Below are 19,143 nucleotides of genomic sequence, written 5' to 3'. Positions count from 1 at the left end.
AACTTGACCCGGGACCACCGGATGGTCAGGGGTTGCGGCACGGAGAACAGGGAACCTCTCCGAGTCCTATACCAACGCCATTGCCGGAGATCATCGTCATGCGCCGCATATCTGTATCTGCCATTTCTCGTTTCGCCCTTGCTGGAGCTCTACTCGCAGGCGGCCTCTCACAATCCGTTCTCGCACAGGATGAAACCGGGGCTGACGATGATCAGCTTGGAACGATCGTCGTGACCGCACAGCGGCGCGAAGAAAACTTGCAGGATGTGCCGCTCTCCATCTCTACATTGAGCGATGACAAGCTGAACGCGATCGGTGCCGGTGGTCAGGACGTTCGCGCCCTTTCTGCGCGCGTGCCAAGCTTGGTGGTTGAATCCTCTTTCGGCCGTACCTTCCCGCGCTTTTATATTCGCGGTCTCGGCAATACCGATTTTGACTTTAACGCAGCCCAGCCGGTTAGCCTGGTCTATGATGACGTGGTTCTCGAAAACCCGATCCTCAAAGGTTTTCCGGTTTTCGATCTCGACCGCGTGGAAGTTTTGCGCGGACCACAAGGTACGCTCTTTGGCCGCAACACACCGGCAGGCATCGTGAAGTTTGACTCGGTCAAGCCAACAAACGACCTCAACGGCTATGGCAAGATCAGCTATGGCCGGTTCAATGCCGTCAATGCGCAAGGTGCTGTCACCGTGCCGCTGGTCGACAATGTTCTGTCCGCGCGCATTTCTGCGCTGTACCAGCGTCAGGACGATTGGGTCGACAACACCAACCCATCCGCACCGGAAAATAACGCCTTTGAAGGCTATGACGAATTTGCCGTACGCGCGCAGCTGTTGTTCACGCCTAGCGACGAGCAAGAACTGTTGCTCACTGGTCAATATCGCGAACTCGAAGGCACAGCCCGTGTGTTCCGCGCCAATATCTTCACCCGCGGTCAATCCGGCATCAATGATGATTTCGAGCGCGATGAAGTGGCGACCGACGGCCAGAATGAGCAGGACGTCGAAACTTACAATATCGCAGCGCGCTATTCCCATGATCTGGGGCCCGTATCGCTTATCTCTGTCACCAGCTTCTGGGGCGGCGATGCCAGCTCCGTTGGCGATGTCGATGGCGGCTTTGGCGCAAACTTCCTGCCACCCGCGCTATTCGGCCCGGGTAATATCCCGTTCACAGCGGAAACGCGCGACAGCGTGCCATTCCTGACCCAGTTCACGCAAGAAGTGCGGCTGGAAAGCAACAATGACGGCCCGTTCAGCTATCAGGGCGGTGTTTTCTACTTCAAGGAAAAGCTGCGCATCGACAGTGAAAACTACTCGACCCTTGGTGATCCGCTCAATGCACCGGGCGGCGTGAACATCTTTGTGCGCCAGCGCCAGGACAGTGAAGCTTTCGGTATTTTTGGTGCGGTAAGCTATGACATTACCGATCAACTAACCCTCTCTGGTGGCTTGCGCTATAATAATGATGAGCGCGACTATAGCGTGGTGCGGTCTCAGGATACGCAATTCCCGACCTTCCTGCAAAACCCGCTGGGCACGGTTACCCGTTCGGTTGAAGATGACAATGTTACGTGGGACGCGAGCATTACCTATGCCGCGACCGATGATATCAACCTCTATGCCCGCGTCGCCAAAGGCTATCGCGCGCCGAGCATTCAGGGCCGCATCCTGTTCCCGCCAGCGACCGCAACCCCGCTCGAAGACGGCGTTACGGTTGGCGATTCCGAAACCAGCCAGTCCTATGAAGCCGGTATCAAGGCGACGGTCCTCGACGGTCGCGGCCGGATCAACCTCAACGGTTTCCTGTATAATCTCAACGACGCGCAGCTGACCGCTGTTGGTGGCGGAGTTAACGCTAACCGCTTGATAAACGCGGATAATGTTCGCGGCTATGGTCTGGAACTGGACATGGAGTTCAAGCCCGTACCGGCGCTGTTGCTGACCGCTGGCCTGAGCTACAACAATACCAAGATACAGGATGACGGTCTAACTACTGCAGCTTGCGGTGCGACCCGGGTGGACACCTTCCCGGATGTATCACTCTGTACTTTGCTTGACCCAATAGTGACTCCAGCCGCTCCATTCTCGGCCGCTATCGTGAATATCGACGGCAACAGCTTGCCGCAGAGCCCGCGCTGGATTGCTAACTGGACTGCAGCTTACAGTATCCCCGTTGGTTCCGGCGAAGTCTATGCCTTTACCGACTGGTCTTACCGCTCGAAAATCAACTTCTTCCTCTATGAATCAGTTGAATTCCAGGATGGCGGTCAGCTCGAAGGCGGTCTGCGCATCGGTTACAAAACCGACAGCTTTGACGTTGCTGGTTTCGTCCGCAACCTGACCAATGACCAATCCGCCGTCGGCGCGATCGACTTCAACAACCTAACCGGCTTCGTCAACGAACCGCGCATCTGGGGCATTGAGGCCGGGTTCAAATTCTAGTCAGAAGTTAAACGCTGATTGCTCTGAATCATCGTCATGAGAGGCGGATATCTTTTCCGCCTCTTCGACCCCTTCGAGATTGGCCAGCGTCAGGCCCAATAGCCGCACGCCATTTTCCACCGGCATGATGCTAGCGAGCAACTCGCGGCCGATATCGGCAAATTCCGCTTTGCCCTCGACATTGCGTTCCAGTGATTTCGACCGGGTAATCTGACGGAAGTCCGCATATTTCGCCTTGAACGTCACCGTCCGCCCGCGCGCGCCAGATTTCTCGATGCTGTTCCAGACGATATCGATAATCTTCTCCATCGCGTCTTCGAGATCCGTGTCGCTGACCAGATCGCTGCCATAGGTCCGTTCGCCGCCCACCGATTTGCGGATACGATTTGGTTTGACCTCTCGGTGATCGACACCGCGAGAAGCACGGAACAGATAGCCGGCCGATTTGCCAAAATGCTGGCGGAGAAAGTCCTCTGACTGTGCTCGCAAATCCGCGCCTGTGTGGATGTCGAGCTTGGCCATACGCTCGGCTGTCTTAGGACCAACCCCGAAGAACCGTCGCACCGGCAATTGCGCAACAAAATCTGCGCCCTGATGCGGTTTGATGACGCAAATCCCGTCCGGCTTGTTCTGGTCGGATGCGATCTTGGCAATAAACTTGTTGTAGCTTACCCCCGCGCTGGCCGTGAGCCGGGTTTGCTTCTTGATCTCTGCGCGGATCATCTCGGCAATCCGGGTCGCATTGCCTATTCCCATCTTGTCTTGCGTCACGTCGATATAGGCTTCGTCAAGCGAGAGCGGTTCGACGAGATCGCTATGGCTGCGGAATATCGCGCGGATTTGTTGTGACACTTCGCGATAGACATCAAAGCGGTGTTTGACAAAAATCAGATCGGGGCAACGCCGTTTCGCGGTGACCGATGGCATGGCGGAACGCACGCCAAATTGCCGTGCTTCATAGCTTGCCGCCGCAACAACGCCGCGTGCTGCTGACCCGCCGACCGCAACAGGCTTGCCACGGAGTTCGGGATGGTCGCGCTGTTCGACACTGGCAAAAAACGCATCCATATCGATATGGATGATTTTGCGGATGCCGAGCCGTTCCGTCATCGTTCCTCTTCGGCCGCCTCGCGATAGCGTTCCATCACCGCCTCAGGCACCGCCATCCGAACCATGGGCGGAAAACTCGCCCGCGCGCCGCAGCTGACATAGTCCGTCATCGGACCATCCTCATCACCGCGCAACTGTCCACTTTTATAGATTTCCACGCGCCCGTCATGATAGCGCATTACCGGAAAATTGCGGGTCACACCGTCTTTTTCTTGCTTGATGCTGTACCAGCCGGTGGCAGCATCAAAGCGCAGCCCTTCTGCATTCAACCCGCAAATATGAGCATTAGCACCAATCGCGTCGCCATAGGCCTCCAGACTGCCGTCCATGCTGCGTTTTACAAACAGGCTCGCACGCGCCTCACCTGCCAATATTGGCGTCAGTTGCGCGTAGCTTAGCGACTGTTTGATGTCATCGGTGAGCGGGAGAACATCTTCCAAAAACAAGGCTTCTTCACCGGGCTTAACCCAATCCGGTTCTCCCAGAAGCCCGATCAAATGACCGACACGCTGATCATAGGTGCGGCGCAAACAATCGGTTGGATATTGTTCCAGTCCGCAAGCATCCCGCCGTTTCAGCCAGGCTTTCTGACTGGCCTTCACGGTGCGATCCCGTTTGAGCACCTCTTTGTAAAGCGCAGAAACTTGCCGGTCATAGAAGCGCATGGCGCTGTTATATTCGCCGCAGATTTCCTTCTCGACATCGGTCCTCGCCCTGCCGCAATCAAAGGACGGCGCGTCATTTTCCTGTGCTGCCAGCGCTGACGCCATCAGCACCGCCCAAGTTTCGGGAAGCACCATGACCTTCTCATCGCCGCCGGATATAAAAACCGGCCCCATCAGGTAAGCATCCTGAAATTGGGTCAATTGGCGGGGGCTTATGATTGTCTGGTTCAACACCACGCCGGTCAGATTGGCATCGTAAAAGCCAAAGCTGCTCCAATCGGCAAAGGCGAGATTTGTGACCTGCGCACTAATGCCATTGCGCGCTATCGGACAGCCATCGCTAACCGTAATCCCGCAATCAAATTTGAAACCGGTCAAGTTCGCGCCGTCCAGTTTCAATCCCTCGACATCGCCATCCCAGCCGCCATCCAGTTTGCCGCTGCTCCAATCAACGGCTTTGGCATCGACTCGGGAAAAGATGCTGCTGCGGATCAGGATATCCTGCATTCTTGCGCCGATCATTCCAGCGGCGTCCAAATTTGATTTGATGAAACCAACGCCGGGCGCCTTTACCCCGGTCCAGTCCGTGCGGCGGAGATCACTTTCCACAAAACAGATGTTGGACAATTCAACGCCTGTGAAATCCCAGCCAGAAAAATTGCCACCCTCGATCAGGATGGTCTTGTCGCCAGCGGCCTTGGAATAGCCAGCGAGCTGCTCAGGCGATCTGATTTTCGTGCCGTCATAGGTTTTCATCGCTTCGCCTGCGGCCGCGCCATCGGCGGTGCCATAGATATTGCCATAGGCATATTGGCAGCCCGGTACCGGCGGCGTTGGTAATTGTGCAGCGACAGGGTTGGTCATGAACGACAGTGCCAATATCATGCCCAAAAGCAACATCTTCCCGTTCTTCACGATCCCGAAAACTCCCTGTTTGTACGCCAGCCAATGACCATAGCATTTTCACCTATAGCCACGATGAATATTAGTTGCCATAGCCCGCCAGTGAGTAACAAGTCCCTTCCTTTTCCCATCGGTCGCCTTGAGCTGATCTTCATGATGGCCAGCCTGATGTCGCTCAACGCGCTGGCGATAGACATCATGCTGCCCGCGCTCGGACTGATTTCGGATGATTTCGGTCTGACCGGCGAGAATGACCGGCAATGGATCGTCACATCCTATATCTATGGCATGGCAATTGGCTCGATCCTCTATGGCTCGCTGGCCGATCGCTATGGCCGGAAGCCTGTGCTTTTGGTGACGATCGCCATTTATGTTGGCTTTGGTGTCCTGTGCGCGTTCAGTGAGAATTACGACCTCCTGCTCGGCGCACGTTTCGTTCAGGGTCTGGCCGCCTCCGCCATGGGCGTCCTTGCCAACAGCATCATTCGTGATCGCTATGAAGGCGATGCAATGGCCCGCACCATGTCGACAATCATGATGGTATTCATGGTGGTTCCGGTGATGGCACCGATGCTGGGTCAACTCGTGCTGGTCTTTGCACCATGGCAGGTAATTTTCATCGTCCTGTCGGCCTTTGGAGCGCTGGCGCTGATATGGGTGCTGATCCGCTTACCTGAAACGCTTAACCCGGAAGACAAAACACCGATCAATATGTCCTCCGTAACCAGCGCTTGGATCGGCGTCACACTGCACCGCAACGCCGTCGGTCATGTCCTTGCCAGCGGCCTGATGATGGCGCCGCTATTCGCGTTTATCGCATCGGCGCAGCAGATATTCTCTGACACTTTTGATGCTGCCGATATCTTCGTTTTCATCTTTGCGGTTAATGCCATGGCTATGGCTTTCGGCAATTTCATCAACAGCCGGATCGTGATGCGATTTGGGGCGCGCCGTGTGTCGCAGGCGGCGCTACTATTCTTCATCTTCATCGCGATTATCCATCTGGGCATATCGTTGGCAGGATGGCTATCCCTGCCAGTTTTTGTCATATTGCTTGCAGCGTCCATGAGCATGGTCGGCTTTACCGGCGCCAATTTCAGCTCCATCGCCATGCAACCTTTCGGGAAAACAGCCGGCGTTGCTTCGTCGTTTCAGAATTTCACCCGGACCCTGATATCGGCAGCAATTGGCGGCGCTATCGGCCTGCAATTTGATGGTACCACTCTGCCGCTGGTGATCGGATTTTTCTTTTGCGGGATCGCTTCGTTTCTGTTTATTTTATGGGCAGAACAGGGCGTTCTTTTCCGGCGTGTTCAGACAGTTGTAACCAAAGAGCCATTATCGCCGAAAGAATAGATATCTTAGGAATAAATGAGGCACGACCATATGAATCAGTTTCAGATCGCAAAAGCCACCATGTTGATGGGCGGTCTATTGATGGCAGCACCAGCGCTGGCCGCTGACTCGATTAACGGCAATTGGGTAACGCAGGATCGCGATGCGATTATCAAAATCGGAAAATGCGGCAATACGGTGTGCGGACGCATTCACAAATATCTTGTGACACCGCCCAATGGTGTGAACCAGAAAGACATCGAAAACCCCAATAAGAAACTACGCAATCGCAAGCTTTTGGGCATGGCGATTCTGACTGGTTTCAAACCGGATGGTAAAATCTGGCGCGGAAAGGTCTACGACCCGAAGACCGGGAAGACCTATCGTTCAGAAGTTAGTCTGACGTCGCCGACGAAATTGAAGATGAAAGGCTGTATTGCCTTCTTCTGTCAGGGCCAGAATTGGACCCGGGCGAAATAGGTGGTTTTGTAGTTTACCTTAATCCTTCTCCATCGCTGCGATCCATTCGCTCAGCAGCGCTGCACCTTCTTCATGCACTAACGACCTGCCGACTTCCGGCATCGCCACGCCGGGTTCCAGGCTTTTGAGCCGGTGCATCATAATGCTCTGATCAGGCTGTCCGGGCGCAATCGCAAATTCGAAGCCGCCGCTGCCACGTCCAGCCGCGACCGGGCGTTTGCCGACACCTACATGGACCGGAGATTCTTCTTCATAAGTCAGGAACAGGCCGCTGTTGCTCGCTGAACCTTGCCGGTTATGACAATGGGCGCAGTTAATATCGAGATAGGCGCGGGCCCGGCTTTCCAGCGGCATGGCTTCGTCATCATAATTGGCAATGGGCGGGTGATAACCAGATTTTTGCTCCAACATCGCATTGCTGAGCAGCATATCGAGCGTATCATGCGCCAGATTGCGTGATTTCGGACCAATGGGCATCACAGCGCCGGATAGCGAATGACATTCTTTGCACTGGTTCTTATTTGGCACGGCGTAGCTGATGTCGCGCTTATTCCCGGACGGATCTGTGAAGCTTACCGGAATCCGCTTCCCCGCAACCTTCAGTGTCGCTTCGGTCTGCTCGGCATTCCAGACATAGGGCAAAGCAATCCAGCCATCGGCGCGGTGTAGCAGCAGACGGGTTTCGAGTAGCCGATCTTTACCATCAATTTTATAGCCAAAACTTTTGATCAAAGCGGAACCGACCGGGAACTGAAGCAGGCCGTCACCATCGGCCACCGCCTGCTGCCCTGCGGGGATATAGATATAGCGATATTTCTCGGCATAGTCGGTGAACAATGCGCTGTTGAGCTGATAGAGCTCGACACCCTTATTGGGTTTCCAGCCAGCAGCATCGGTAAAAAAACCGAAATCAGACAGTTTTTTAGGCATACCCTTTGATGTAATCACAGCATCGGCAACCGGCGCTATAGGCGCAGTCGGCGCGGCGCTGACCGCAAAACCGGCAACACAAAGAGTAATGGCAGCGAAGAAGGTGCGCATTATTTAAGGGCTGCCTCCATCGAAGCGGGCAAGACGATCGGAGACAATGCGACGGTTTCTCCCGCACCGCGTTCTGTATCGAGCGATGGCTTGGCTTCCGTAGGTGCCTGACCAACTGTCGTCAGACCAAGATTGAGGATTGCAACCGCGTCATTGACGATCAGGCCTTTGCCGAGACCATCATATACAATCGCGGGGAGCGCACCGCCAAATGCCGCCGCCAACTGCTTACCGCCATCAAAGTCCGGAGCAAAACCGGCACGGCCATAGACGTTATCGGCGATATAAACCTCGCGCGGTGTTGGGTCATAATTGGCATCATCAAATTTCTGCGTATAGGCCACCACCATCACATTGGTCGTGCCGTTGTTGATCATCGCGTTTTCGATGACCTGCACATTGCGATTGGCCATGACCATCACGCCGGTTCCAGCCGGAACACTGGCGACAATATTGCCTTCGGGTGCAAAATTATCGGTATTATTGTTGATGATAGCGTTGCGCGCGACCAGCACATTATGACCGCCCATTTGCGGCAGGTTCGGTAGATCAAACACCAATATGCCGCCGGTATTCTCGGTCACCAGATTTTCGGTCACCTCAGCATCAAAGCTATTCTCAATCTCGATCCCAGCAACATTTTCGATCGCCGTGTTGCGCCGAACAATGATATTTTTCGACTGGCCGACATAGATGCCCGCATCCGATGCACCGCGTACGATACTGTCCTGAACCAACACATCACTCGCCTCGACAGGATAGATGCCATAAGCGCCGTTACTGGCCTTAGGCCCGCCCGTCCATTCGACACGGATGGCATGATAGACAATCCGGTCTGCACCCTTGGATTTGATCCCGTCGCCTTTGCTATCCTCAACCGCAAAATCGCGGAGTACAACATCGTCGGACGTCACCAGCAAGCCTTCACCCGCTCCGAGCTGTCCGGCAAAGCTGAGGATGCTCTTATCCATTCCGGCACCGCGAACGGTCACCTTATCGACGTCCAGAGAAAGTCCATCAGTCAGCTCAAATTTACCTGCACCCAATGCAACCACATCACCGGGCTCCGCCAAAATCAACGCTTCCTGCAGCCGTTCCTGCGCATCCGCTCCAGCTTCTATAGTGATTGTTTTCGCCGCGGCAGGTATAGAACAGCACAAAGCGGTGGCGGCTAGTAAAGTCCGGATCATATTTCTCTCTCCCAATTGCGAGCAATAATGACGCAATTTTGATCCCTTGCCAAGAGCATTGACAGGCATGTTAGTAAGTGAGGGTGAAAAGGGCAGGCTGTGCTGCACACTTGATATGGAGTCCAGATGAGAAGGCGAGACGATATCCGAGGAATCCGGATCAAGTGCCCAGCAGCCCAGCGGCGGCCAAAAAATTCCCGTCCAACTAAGTCAGGGTCCGCTTTGGGCTCAAAAGCGGACGTTAGAAATCAAGTGTCTTTGCTGTGTTCTGATTTGGATGATAGGCAATTTTAATGCGAAAGCGCTCTTCGACAATATCTCTCCGAGTTCAGGAACAGCTTTGTCGGCTAGCTAGAAATACAGTGTTTTGTATTTCAATAATTTTGGTTCCAGTCACTATTCTGTCCTTCTTTTTGAACGAAAAATTCAATGATTTTGAAGGATGGGCTGAATTCATTACAACAGTTTTGGTCTTGGTGATGTTCAATTTTTTTGGATTGTCGTTCACCGTTTCATTTTGAACCGGATTGAAGCCCAGAGATAATCTAGGCAAAACCGAGCCGTTCTGAAACGCTCCTTTTGATAATTAGCTAATGTCCGCTTTCGGGATATTACAGCCACAACGTTCCTGTCTGCTTTGAACCCAAAAGTCAGAACTAGGCCTGTAGTTCTCGTCGTAAGGTGCTCGAAGGACTAGCCTTAACTTGCCGGTCCGTTTTGCATCAATAGCAAAGCATTTCCGGTTTCGTTGTCGTTCAAGAAACCGATCGGTTGATCATTTTTTCGCAGTAGCCAATGACCGAATAGTCCTTCGTGGCAAGCTTCTGTTTCGAAACAGCCCGTATAGCGATAATCACGCATCGAAAAACTTCTATCACCGGTTAGCTGCAAGATACCAAGACCCGCGATACTGCCTGAACCAGAGTTTCGTTGCATAACAATTTCACTAAAACCGTTGCCCGTCATATCAGCAACCAATACCGGTTCATCGATAGACGGTATGTATCTCCAGAACCTCCGGTTGTGGGCGGTTCTCCCAGCGAATGAAGGCCGGTTTCTTAACCTGCCTAAAGTCCCCCGGATACCTGTTCTTGGTTCGACTTGAGTACCAAATCTAGCAAATACTGAAGGATCTTGACCGTTGGCCCGAAAAAAGACCAGACGCATAATACCGTCGCCAAAAAACAGCACTGCTTCGCGGTCATTGAAGTTTGAATACTCGCCAAATTTGATTGCCGAGTAAGAGTTATCAAACGTCCAATCTCCACTCGTTTGCCCGAAACCGAATTGATCTATTCGCCTGAACGTTTGATCTGCTGCGTCAAACTTTAATATGCGCAGCCCACTATCATTGAACAACAAAATTTCATCCCGCCCGTCACCATCAAAGTCGCCGGCCATTGACGGTCTCTTCTGCTGCATATCCCGATCAAAACGACTGGGACCCGACCATGCTTCTTCGACGGTTGATGCCAGCACGGTATATCCAGTTCCGCTTTGGCGAAGTAGGACCAGCTTACTTTCTGTGCCGATAAGAATATCTTGAGAACCCCGGCCGGTAAAGTTTGCCTGGCCCAAAAACCGTAACCGGCCGTCGATAAAGACCGAACGAGAACGGTCATTGTGCAGTGGCAGGCGAGTACCCGACGCTATTCTCAGGGCGAACTGAACTTCATCATTCAAGGGCCTGAGTACGACAATCTCGTTTTCTGAATTCGATACGAAAACACGGTTTCGTCCGGTTTGATCATATCCCAGGAACTCTGTATTGCGCCGCAGCCGCCATCCTGAACTGACGCCTCCACGAGTATTCAGTACAGTATCAAACGGGATTTGAAGCCTTGTCTTAAAATTTGGTGCGTTGGCACGGCCAGACCATTTTATAACCCTGTAACCGTTTCCAGTTCTGACGAAAAACTCGTTGAGGCTTGGCAACCGGCTGCTCAGTGTATTTTTCTCACTGGTTGCGACAACTACATCTTGCCGAGCTGGTTGCCAGTTTGGCACTGGGCTCGGGGGCGTAACTCCCGCTGAATAGCCAAACCGAACACTTTCACCCATGAGTGCGGCATCTCTCAGAACCAAGTCATTCTTTAGTAGCAAGGATCCATCGGTGTAGTTGAAACCCAACAACCCAAACCCTCGCCGCGCCGGATCAAAAGCCAAATAATTCTGGTCTTGCGAGTCACGCATCAACAGGTAGCCCTGATTTCTGCACCGCCATAGGCGGCTGCAACTGCCATCAGGAGCGTCAGCGGGTCGGATCCATTTTTGACTAAATGAGTCTTGCAGCGCATGCCTCGCGACCTGGTTCATGCTGCTATTGTAATCATCATTACCGTGTGGTTTGTGATCGTAACTCCAGTTGTGATAAATTTCATGATGAATAGTACCCATGCGCCTTAAATAGGTCGTCCGCGCAGCAGCACTTGTTTCAAACTGATCACTCAAATCTTCGTTGTCGATTTGAATTTCTTCGCGGAAGTATTTCTTCCGATCGTCGGTTTCAAAACCTCCGCCAATGCGGTCATATGCTCGACCATTCCCGCCTGCCAAAATTTTCCGACAATTGATTTCCAGAAAATTGCTACTCCGAGCGACCTCTAGAGCTTTTTGAGTTTGAACAACCCGAGTGCTGTTTTTGTATGGCTCATTTCGTAACCGGATGTCTCGAGGCTCGTATCTCTCGCGGACATATTGGCTTAACTTAGCTGGATAACTGGGGGATGCAGATGCAATCCTTTTCATAAACGCTAAATCTCTTATAGCGCGAGCTTGGCCAGCAGAACAGCGCTGTTGATCAACTCGGCTCCCACCATAGCTCGCCAACGCATTGGTCGAAGGCATCGCAGCCAACATTACGGCAAAGTACAAAATCTTTTTCATGGCTAATTCCAGTTCACTTTAAGCATGGCTTGTTTTGAACAAGCTCTTTCAATGAACGACCCGGATATTTTTAACCCTTCAGATAATCAGCACCTTCCTGACTATATTGGATTGATGATTAGCAGATACCGAACTGCGATTAGTTTATAGGATAAAACAGACGATCCTCGAGATGGTTGTATAAATAACTGTTTAGTAGCGAAAAACTTTCAGGTTCGTAGTTTAGCTAAGAGATACGATTTTTGGTCCTCCGGAAAAGTACCCTTTAGTCACTTTTTCATTAAACTTGAACCATCTAGGACTATCGGCTCGGTGCCGTACGCTCTCCCGGGGAGAGTCTCGGCGCCTTGGTACCTGGTGGCAGAATATAGAGCATGTTGACTTTATGATCCCGGTGACGGTTCCACATATAACAAACGTAATTGTCGATATTGTTGAGTGCGGTTTTACGCGCGCTCAGATTACCATCGGTAGCAGCGATCGCGAGCTCCCTGGGGTTGTCGCCAAGAAACAAGTTGTTTGTTTTAGGTTCATCCACATCTCCCGGATTACGGTAACACATATTGTTTGCACGGTTCCAGCCGCCCTCGCAAAGATCGTGTCGCTCGTCGCGCGGGGTAAGTAGCGCCGTGCTGCGGTGGCCCATTTCATGCAGCATAGTAATCCAGCGGCGATACTGAGACATTTCGAAATAGCGCGGGAAGAGCTCAATCGTGTTTGCCACGAGATGCCGCGCAGGACCCCCTCCGACGCCGTTTTTGGACTTACAGCGAATCCACACCGGCAGAAGCCCTCGAAAGCCACCGCAAAAGGCCAGCGACCATTCAGTGAGAATGGCCTCGATCTTGGTCAACATACGATTGATTTGGCGCGGGCTATAATCGGCACCAAACCAATGGGCAAGCGAGGCCTCTTCATATTTGTAGGATGCGTGCCAGAGTAATTCGGCATCGAGGCTTTGGCGAATGGCCAAGACCTCCTGCCTTGCGCTCTCGGCGAGATAATAAGCGTTGGAATAAGCACTCATGACACTTTTGAGCTTGTTTCCAGTACATTTGCCTACGCCGCGTTTTTGTCGCCGAAACTTGGTTACAGTGGGATCGATTTCGCGCGGGAAGCTCTTAAGGCCCACGTGCCGCCAAGGATTATCGTTGTAAATCCCGGGCGTCATGAGACTCGAGATCGAAGGTTTCGACGCAGATTTGCTAGCCTTAGGTGGTTGGCCGCTCCTCGCTTTTGGCGCTGACGGCGCCGCGCGGCGGGGACGCCGGGCATCGCGATCTGCCTTCTTTTTTGCGAGAGCCGTGGCGATGGCCTTCTTGGCCTTGGCGTCTGTTGCTCGGGTGATGCCAGTCTTGCGACTTGTGAGTGCGGTGGGCTTACCTGAACGCATCTCAGCGCTGTGGTGATGGGCCATGAAGTCTTCGAGATCGCCCACTGACTCAAAAGCTTCCTTCTTGATCTTTACCTCCTCTGGCACGCTGTACCGTTTTCGCAACGTGGCGATATGATTGCTGAATGCACGTTTGCTGAGGCTGTCGAGGTCGCTCTGGCGGCTGCGGAGGATTGCATCGGTCATGGAATAGTCCTTTTCTTGCGCGATCTGCTGATTGGGACAGTCCGCTAGATATGCGATCTCAAGTTATAGAAAAGCTACCGCGCTGTGCGCGAGGTAGGTCGGTGAAACATTCGGAATTCTCCACGCTAATCGAGATGCTGACGAGAAGAATAGGCTGTCTGGAACAGAAATCATCGGGGCTGGTACCCAAATTTGAGTTAGCGCCTGCCTAATTTTCCCATAGAATTGATTGGCAAAGCCAAAAAACAAGCCCATCCTGCTTCCATGCTTTTCGAGCGTGAAACTGAACTGCAGCTTCTTGCTGATTTGGGTGCCGACATTGTCCACGGCGTAGGCCATGTAGTCGCGCTCAGTGGAGAGGCTGGTATCGGAAAGTCGTCTCTACTGCGCGAATTTGCAGCAAGACTTGCCGGCCAAAGCGAATGTTACTGGGGTATGTGCGACGCGTTGTTCACCCCCCGCCCGCTTGGCCCGGTGCAGGATATTGCAGCGCTGCTGCTCAGTGAAAATGGGAGTCGGGGCGACCAAGGCGGAATGGAACTGTTCCCGCAACTTTTTGCACGCTTGCAACAGCGGGATGCACCTGCTGCCCTGATAATTGAGGATGTGCATTGGGCAGATGTCGGCACACTCGACTTTATCCGCTTTCTGGGCCGCCGGATCGCTCTTTGCCCGGTGCTACTGGTGATTTCTTTTCGCGATGACGAGGTTGATCGCGACCATGCACTCCGCCGTGTCTTGGGTGAATTGCCGTCGGACTGGGTCAAGCGGATTGAATTATCGCCACTCAGCATTGATGCGGTACGTAGATTGACCACCGATAGTGAGCGGAACGCCGAAAAACTGTTGCAGATAACAGGCGGCAACCCTTTTTTTGTGACAGAAATTCTCTCGGACAATGATGCCGAAGAAACTCGCGTTCCGGAATCCGTACAAGACGCCGTGGCTAGCCGCCTGGCCCGGCTGGATGAACAGCATCGGACTTTTCTGGAAGCGCTTAGTGTAATCCCCGTCCCCATTGACCGGCTGCTCCATGGGCGCTGGATAGAAGACTACGACCTGTGGCTAGATCAATCACTGAGCTTGGGTATTCTTGTAAGTGACAGCGATGGACGCCTGCGCTTCCGGCATGAGTTGGCCCGGCTCGCGACTAGCCAACGATGTTCCTCCCACGAACTATTGAGCCTGCATCAAAAACACTTGGCGCTGATGTTAGAACAACCGGAAAAATTTGCTGCGGGTGAAATTGTTCATCATGCAAAGGGCGCCGCGGATGCTCAAGCTGTGCTCCGTTATGCGCCAATGGCGGGAGAAAAGGCCGCACGGCTCGGCGCACATTGCGAGGCGGCAGCCTATTACGGAGCAGCACTGGATTTTGTCGATGATGCGAGCGCAGAAGCGGCCGCGGAGCTTTACGAAAATTGGGCTTATGAAGCCGGTTTGGCGCTTAAGGTTGATGACCGAGTGATCGAGGCGCGTCGGCATGCACTTACCCTATGGCGCGCCATAGGGCGGCCCGATAAAGTCGCAGAAAACCTGCGTAGGCTTTCAAGGCTCCATTGGTATCGCGGCGAAGTAGCACAAGCGGATCGCTATCTTGATCAGTCCATCTCGTTGTTCGAGCAATTGGATGACGTGCAAAAATTAGCGATGGCCTATTCAATGCGTTCACAAATGATGATGTTGAACAGCCGGATGGATGAAGCCATCGACTGGGGGTATCGGGCGTTGGCAACAGCAGACACTGACGCATCCGCCGAAATTCGCGTACATGCGCTAAACAACATTGGCACTGCGAGACTGTTTCTCGGTCAGGAAGACGGTATCGAGGATTTGCAGCTGAGCTTAAGTATCGCACTTAAGAACCATCTGCACGAAGATGCCGCTCGGGTTTTTACTAACCTATCGGAATATGCCGTTGATTTGCGCAAACTGGATTTAGCCGAGGCTGTGCTTGAACAAGGCATTGCGTTCGATATCGAACATGATCTCGATACCTGGACCTTCTATCTTCGCGGGCGGCAGGCACAGTTGCGGCTGGAACAAGGCCGATTGCAAGAAGCGCGGGAGATTGCCGACACAGTCTTGGCACAACCAGACCAGACCATGCTGATGCAACTTCCTGCCCTTATCATGCAGGGTAAAGCGCAATTGCGTTTGGGACATGCAAATGCGCTGAAGACGCTGGAACAGGCTCGCGCCGATGCGCTGTTGACCGGAGAGGTTCAATATCAAATTCCCGTTCTGATAGCTTTGCTTGAACGAGCATGGCTATCTGGCGACAAGCGCCAAGCCCAAGAAGCACAGAGCGCGCTTGCTAAGATCAAAGACAATAGGTTCAGCCGATGGGGTATGGCCGAATGCACATTTTGGGCAACGTTGGCAGGCGTGCAGGAAGCCGGCAAACTGCCAACCATGCCGCGCCCATTCCGGCTGGCAGTGGGAGGTTCTATGGACCAGGCAGGAGACGTTTTTGACGACTTGGGTAGCCAATATCTTGGGGCGATATGTCTGGGACTGACAAATGATCCCGAAAGGATTTCTGATGCACTAGCGACTTTGCAGTTGCAGGGCGCAACACCTGCCATTGCGCGGCTGGTAAACTTAGCCGCGCAGAGAGGTATTCCGCGTGATGCCATCCGTATCTCGCGCGGACCCTATAAAGCAGCACGCGCCAATGCATTTGGGCTAACCGCGAAGGAACAATCGGTGCTGGCCCTCATGACCGAAGGGTTAAGTAACGCCGACATTGCCGAACGTCTTTCAAGATCGCCGCGAACGGTGGAGCACCATGTCTCGTCTGTGCTACAGAAACTTGGGGCTGAAAACCGGCTCGGAGCTGTGTTGAAGGCGCAACAAGATCCTGATTTAGCCTGTCATGCAAAAGCTAGCCGGTAGCGAAGGTTATTGCCGACTTAACGCCCGAGTAGGTCACGAGCGAATTCGCTAGTAATCCTCATCATCGTCGTCGTCAGGATTATCCAAGAACCCGATCCTCACCCTGGCGCTGGGCGTAAAACCAAATTCGGCATCCAAACATAATAGAATTTCGGCTTGCCGGTTCAATATACCCAGCCAAGGATTGTTGGCAGGAGCACCACCGGGATAACGAATGACCAGATTGAAATGTTCGAGTGCTTGCTTCGCGTCGTCATAGATGGACTGGGCAACGACATATCGTTTCAATACCATCACATCGATTGCCTTCAGCAATTGATATGGCGAATCCCTGTTAGTTTTCTTCCACGGCTTTTTCTTTGCGCCATGTCGGCTGCTGATCTCCGAATTTTATATTCTTTTAGCTACTTTCTATAGATCGCTAACCGCTCATTGTGTTTCGAGCGTTCTTCAGCTTCCAACGTCTCGAGCGGCTTCAAAGCCTCTTTGGCTAATATTAGGAAACATCAAAGATCAAATGTCTGGTGCCAGAAGAGGACTCGAACCTCCACATCCTTGCGAATACTAGCACCTGAAGCTAGCGCGTCTACCAATTCCGCCATCTGGGCACGGGGTAGGCGATGCGCTTAGCGGTATTTGAAGACCCTTGTCAATGCCCGTCAGGTGCTCTTTTAAGCCCAATTTCCAAAGGACTCAGACCCACTGCGATACTCGCCAAATCTTGGCTTCCATCGAGCTGCTATCTCTCGATTTCGGATTTAAAAATATGAATTCGCCAGCCAATATGCTTCACCTCAATGCGTCCTAAGTTAATCCGGTGATAAATGGACGATCTCCCTATTCCGAGAGCACTTCAAACTTCACGTAGCGAGGCTAGCTGGCTGACGAGCAACCCAACAACCTGAAAGTTCCTACTTTTTCTCACGAAGAAGCTGACCTGCCAACCGATTAATTCAGTAAAATACTGATTTACATCCATTTTCGTGATGGCGTGCTTCCTGCTCCTAAATGTAAATAGCGTCGGGCCTTGCGCCAGTGCTTACTGCTAGAGAGCTTTAACATGTTGTGTTTACTCAGAAATACTCATCAACACTTATTCGCTTGCTTACTATTTGCTTACTGCCTAAACACGAAAAAGCCCCGCTGGTAACAGCGAGGCTTGTAATGCTTTGACTTTATTAGTCTTTTTGGTTGCGGGAGTAGGATTTGAACCTACGACCTTCAGGTTATGAGCCTGACGAGCTACCGGACTGCTCCATCCCGCGCTACCAATGGAAGCCATATTTCAACAGCTGCCAAAACTAAAAAAGCGGCCGGCCCAATCAATGGACAGGCCGCTTTTTGAAAAAGTGAATGGGTTATTTCCTCGTGACTACATCTCGATGCGCCTGCTGCAATGCCTGGCGACGACCTACTCTTCCATGCCTTAAGACAAAGTACCATCGGCGCAATCTGGTTTCACGGCCGAGTTCGAGATGGGATCGGGTGGGGCACAGACGCTATGGCCACCAAGCAATGAAGCAAGCGCATAAGCTGTAATCACGGGTCTTTTAATCGATATATCGTTGGTAAGATATGCATGTCTAAATCCATGCACATATTACCGTGGGCTGAGCTTATAATGTCCAGCATCAACGACATTGTCTTCCAACATTGTTGTTGATGGCGGGATTCTACAAGCGCGAATTGAGTAATTAGGATTGGTTAGCTTCACGCATTACTGCGCTTCCACACCCAACCTATCAACGTGGTGGTCTTCCACGACTCTATGATAACTTATCTTAAGGGAGGCTTCCCGCTTAGATGCTTTCAGCGGTTATCCCGTCCATACATAGCTACCCAGCGGCACGCCTGGCGGCATGACTGGTACACCAGAGGTATGTTCAACCCGGTCCTCTCGTACTAGGGTCAACTCCTTTCAATTATCGACGCCCACGGCAGATAGGGACCAAACTGTCTCGCGACGTTCTGAACCCAGCTCACGTACCACTTTAATTGGCGAACAGCCAAACCCTTGGGACCTGCTCCAGCCCCAGGATGTGATGAGCCGACATCGAGGTGCCAAACGATTCCGTCGATATGAGCTCTTGGGAATCATCAGCCTGTTATCCCCGGCGTACCTTTTATCCGTTGAGCGATGGCCCTTCCACGAGGGACCACCGGATCACTATGACCGACTTTCGTCTCTGCTCGACTTGTCAGTCTCGCAGTCAGGCGGGCTTATGCCATTGCACTCTAACAGACGGTTTCCAACCGTCCTGAGCCCACCATCGCGCGCCTCCGTTACTCTTTAGGAGGCGACCGCCCCAGTCAAACTACCCGCCACAGAGGGTCCCTGATCCGGATAACGGATCTAGGTTAGACACCAGAAAACAATAGGGTGGTATTTCACATTATGGCTCCACTCGGACTGGCGCCCAAGTTTCAAAGCCTCCCACCTATTCTACACAATTCTTTCCTAATGCCACTCTGAAGCTGCAGTAAAGGTGCACGGGGTCTTTCCGTCTAACCGCGGGTACTCCGCATCTTCACGGAGAATTCAATTTCGCTGAGCATATTCTGGAGACAGTGGGGAAGTCGTTACGCCATTCGTGCAGGTCGGAACTTACCCG

11 protein-coding genes, 2 tRNA genes and 2 rRNA genes (1 of these 15 cut by a window edge) are annotated in these 19,143 nt (G+C 52.6%); 4 read left to right on the top strand and 11 right to left on the bottom strand.

The features are described 5' to 3' along the window. The first annotated feature begins 98 nt into the window (after positions 1-98). Entirely contained in the window at positions 99-2,444 is a 2,346-nt protein-coding gene (locus ABJM21_RS00740) for a TonB-dependent receptor (protein ID WP_348302634.1), read from the top strand. On the opposite strand, the gene dinB is transcribed toward ABJM21_RS00740, so the two are convergent. Beyond that, entirely contained in the window at positions 2,445-3,554 is a 1,110-nt protein-coding gene (dinB, locus tag ABJM21_RS00735; RefSeq protein ID WP_348302635.1) for a DNA polymerase IV, read from the bottom strand. Then, complete coding sequence (locus ABJM21_RS00730; protein ID WP_348302636.1) at positions 3,551-5,134, bottom strand: hypothetical protein; 1,584 nt, start codon at positions 5,132-5,134, stop codon at positions 3,551-3,553. The genes dinB and ABJM21_RS00730 overlap by 4 nt, the downstream gene beginning before the upstream one ends. Positions 5,135-5,167: 33 nt before the next feature. On the opposite strand from ABJM21_RS00730, the gene ABJM21_RS00725 reads away from it, so the two are divergent. Both ABJM21_RS00725 and ABJM21_RS00720 read left to right on the top strand, forming a co-directional pair. After that, the gene (locus ABJM21_RS00725) at positions 5,168-6,478 is read left to right on the top strand and encodes a multidrug effflux MFS transporter (protein WP_348377219.1); all 1,311 of its coding nucleotides are present in this window, start codon (positions 5,168-5,170) and stop codon (positions 6,476-6,478) included. Positions 6,479-6,508: 30 nt separating this feature from the next. Then, positions 6,509-6,937 (top strand): DUF2147 domain-containing protein, encoded by a 429-nt coding sequence (locus ABJM21_RS00720; protein ID WP_348302637.1) that lies wholly within the window; start codon positions 6,509-6,511, stop codon positions 6,935-6,937. Between the two features lie 18 nt (positions 6,938-6,955). Here the strand turns inward: ABJM21_RS00720 and ABJM21_RS00715 are convergent, their stop codons facing one another. The 4 genes from ABJM21_RS00715 to ABJM21_RS00700 all read right to left on the bottom strand — a co-directional run bounded on the left by ABJM21_RS00715 (position 6,956) and on the right by ABJM21_RS00700 (position 13,633). After that, positions 6,956-7,978: an SO2930 family diheme c-type cytochrome gene (locus ABJM21_RS00715; RefSeq protein WP_348302638.1), complete on the bottom strand. Its 1,023-nt coding sequence runs from the start codon at positions 7,976-7,978 to the stop codon at positions 6,956-6,958. Further along, positions 7,978-9,168, bottom strand: coding sequence for a parallel beta-helix domain-containing protein (locus ABJM21_RS00710; RefSeq protein ID WP_348302639.1), 1,191 nt, complete (start codon positions 9,166-9,168; stop codon positions 7,978-7,980). Before ABJM21_RS00710 ends, ABJM21_RS00715 begins: the two co-directional genes overlap by 1 nt. A 699-nt stretch (positions 9,169-9,867) precedes the next feature. After that, the gene (locus ABJM21_RS00705) at positions 9,868-12,054 is read right to left on the bottom strand and encodes a VCBS repeat-containing protein (protein ID WP_348302640.1); all 2,187 of its coding nucleotides are present in this window, start codon (positions 12,052-12,054) and stop codon (positions 9,868-9,870) included. A gap of 301 nt (positions 12,055-12,355) precedes the next feature. Further along, a complete protein-coding gene (locus ABJM21_RS00700) occupies positions 12,356-13,633 on the bottom strand; it encodes a hypothetical protein (RefSeq protein WP_348302641.1) in 1,278 nt (425 codons plus the stop codon). 264 nt (positions 13,634-13,897) lie between these two features. Here ABJM21_RS00700 and ABJM21_RS00695 point away from each other — a divergent pair, with 264 nt between their 5' ends. After that, a complete protein-coding gene (locus ABJM21_RS00695; protein ID WP_348302642.1) occupies positions 13,898-16,531 on the top strand; it encodes an AAA family ATPase in 2,634 nt (877 codons plus the stop codon). A gap of 48 nt (positions 16,532-16,579) precedes the next feature. Here the strand turns inward: ABJM21_RS00695 and ABJM21_RS00690 are convergent, their stop codons facing one another. From ABJM21_RS00690 to ABJM21_RS00670, 5 genes are all read right to left on the bottom strand, one after another. After that, positions 16,580-16,912 (bottom strand): phage terminase small subunit P27 family, encoded by a 333-nt coding sequence (locus tag ABJM21_RS00690; RefSeq protein WP_348302644.1) that lies wholly within the window; start codon positions 16,910-16,912, stop codon positions 16,580-16,582. A gap of 141 nt (positions 16,913-17,053) precedes the next feature. Beyond that, positions 17,054-17,139, bottom strand: a tRNA-Leu gene (locus ABJM21_RS00685). A gap of 580 nt (positions 17,140-17,719) precedes the next feature. Next, positions 17,720-17,796: transfer RNA gene (locus tag ABJM21_RS00680), tRNA-Met, on the bottom strand. A gap of 133 nt (positions 17,797-17,929) precedes the next feature. Beyond that, positions 17,930-18,044: ribosomal RNA gene (gene rrf, locus ABJM21_RS00675) — 5S ribosomal RNA — on the bottom strand. A 161-nt stretch (positions 18,045-18,205) separates the two neighbouring features. Then, positions 18,206-19,143 (bottom strand): 23S ribosomal RNA (locus ABJM21_RS00670); it runs 1,859 nt beyond the window's last position.

Source organism: Parasphingorhabdus sp. (assembly GCF_039977335.1).
In the GTDB taxonomy this organism is placed as follows: Bacteria; Pseudomonadota; Alphaproteobacteria; order Sphingomonadales; family Sphingomonadaceae; genus Parasphingorhabdus.
The sequence above is the reverse complement of the archived record's forward strand: the minus strand, read 5'-3'. Positions and strand labels throughout refer to the sequence as shown.

Excerpts from the sequence above, each read along its gene's own strand:
- dinB (WP_348302635.1), bottom strand. The coding sequence starts at position 3,554 with ATGACGGAACGGCTCGGCATCCGCAAAATCATCCATATCGATATGGAT.
- ABJM21_RS00720 (WP_348302637.1), top strand. The coding sequence starts at position 6,509 with ATGAATCAGTTTCAGATCGCAAAAGCCACCATGTTGATGGGCGGTCTA.
- ABJM21_RS00725 (WP_348377219.1), top strand. The coding sequence starts at position 5,168 with ATGACCATAGCATTTTCACCTATAGCCACGATGAATATTAGTTGCCAT.
- ABJM21_RS00740 (WP_348302634.1), top strand. The coding sequence starts at position 99 with ATGCGCCGCATATCTGTATCTGCCATTTCTCGTTTCGCCCTTGCTGGA.
- ABJM21_RS00705 (WP_348302640.1), bottom strand. The coding sequence starts at position 12,054 with ATGAAAAAGATTTTGTACTTTGCCGTAATGTTGGCTGCGATGCCTTCG.
- ABJM21_RS00700 (WP_348302641.1), bottom strand. The coding sequence starts at position 13,633 with ATGACCGATGCAATCCTCCGCAGCCGCCAGAGCGACCTCGACAGCCTC.
- ABJM21_RS00715 (WP_348302638.1), bottom strand. The coding sequence starts at position 7,978 with ATGCGCACCTTCTTCGCTGCCATTACTCTTTGTGTTGCCGGTTTTGCG.
- ABJM21_RS00695 (WP_348302642.1), top strand. The coding sequence starts at position 13,898 with ATGCTTTTCGAGCGTGAAACTGAACTGCAGCTTCTTGCTGATTTGGGT.
- ABJM21_RS00710 (WP_348302639.1), bottom strand. The coding sequence starts at position 9,168 with ATGATCCGGACTTTACTAGCCGCCACCGCTTTGTGCTGTTCTATACCT.